Origin of the sequence: Methylobacterium sp. WL103 (assembly GCF_008039885.1) — a bacterium.
In the GTDB taxonomy this organism is placed as follows: Bacteria; Pseudomonadota; Alphaproteobacteria; order Rhizobiales; family Beijerinckiaceae; genus Methylobacterium; species Methylobacterium cerastii.
On record NZ_VRUX01000968.1, the window covers coordinates 1 to 1072 of the forward strand.

Here is a 1072-nt window from a genome sequence, read left to right on the forward strand (position 1 = left end):
CCGCGCCCGTGACGCAGGCCCGGCCCGCCGAGCCGTCCGGCCCGCGCCTGTCGCGGTTCGAGGACGTGGTGGCGTTGGCCGACGCGCGCCGCGACATCCTGCTGAAGTCGGCGCTGGAGCGCGAGGCGCACCTCGTGCGCTTCGAGGACGGCCGCATCGAGTTCCGGCAGGCGGAGGGCGGGCGCCCGTCGCTGCATGCCGACCTCGCCAAGGCGCTCGAACAATGGACCGGCCGGCGCTGGGTCGTCACGGCCTCGCGGGAAGCGGGCGCGCCGACGCTGGACGCACAGGCCCGCGCCGCGGTGGAGAGCCGCCGCGAGAACGCAGCCTCGCATCCGCTGGTGCGCGAGGTGCTGGCGCGCTTCCCCGGCGCACAGATCGTGGACGTGCGCGACACCGCGCCCGAGGCGCCGGCCGACCTCGAAGCGCCCGCCGGGCTCGACGGGGCCGGCCTCGAGGATGTCGAAGCCGACGACGCCTGACGCTGGCATCCGCCAGACCGGCTCCCCAGATCACGTCCTCACTTCGCAACCGAGAGACCGACCCGCATGCGCGACATCATGGGCATCATGAAGCAGGCTCAGGCCATGCAGGAGAAGATGGCCGGCATCCAGGCCGAGCTCGACACGGTCGAGGTTTCGGGCGCCTCCGGCGGCGGCTCGGTGCGCGTGACGATGACGGCCAAGGGGCTCGTCAAGGCGGTCGCGATCGATCCGAGCCTGATGGTCGCCGACGAGCGCGAGATCCTGGAGGATCTGGTCCTCGCCGCCGTCAACGACGCGCGGGGCAAGGCCGAGCAGGCGGCGCAGGAGCGCATGGCCGAGCTGACCAAGGGCCTGCCGCTGCCGCCCGGGATGAAGCTGCCGTTCTGATCGCGGGCGTTAGGCGGCGACGAGCAGGGCGGCGCCGGCGACGCCCGAGAGCACGAGGCGCAGGCGCCCGAGCCAGACCGGGACGAGGCCGCGCCGGACGAGGTCCTGGTCCACGATCCCCCAGGCGAGCACCAGGATGCCGAGGGTCCGCAGGTCCCACGGCGCCGGCGCCGCGAGCGCGGCCCAAGCCAGGAGCGAGG

General features: G+C 74.3%; 1 protein-coding gene and 2 pseudogenes. 2 read left to right on the plus strand and 1 reads right to left on the minus strand.

Translation table 11 applies throughout. The features are described from left to right. Positions 1–482: pseudogene (locus tag FV222_RS27085) on the plus strand (DNA polymerase III subunit gamma/tau); the annotation flags it as partial. 66 nt (positions 483–548) lie between these two features. Then, on the plus strand, positions 549–872 hold the full coding sequence (locus tag FV222_RS27090; protein WP_147754753.1) for a YbaB/EbfC family nucleoid-associated protein: 324 nt from the start codon (positions 549–551) through the stop codon (positions 870–872). 9 nt (positions 873–881) lie between these two features. On the opposite strand, the pseudogene FV222_RS27095 reads toward FV222_RS27090, so the two are convergent. Further along, a pseudogene (locus FV222_RS27095) lies at positions 882–1072 on the minus strand (DUF3429 family protein); the annotation flags it as partial.

What these genes read in the sequence shown, in the direction of transcription:
- FV222_RS27090 (WP_147754753.1), top strand. Translation starts at nt 549, where the DNA reads ATGCGCGACATCATGGGCATCATGAAGCAGGCTCAGGCCATGCAGGAG.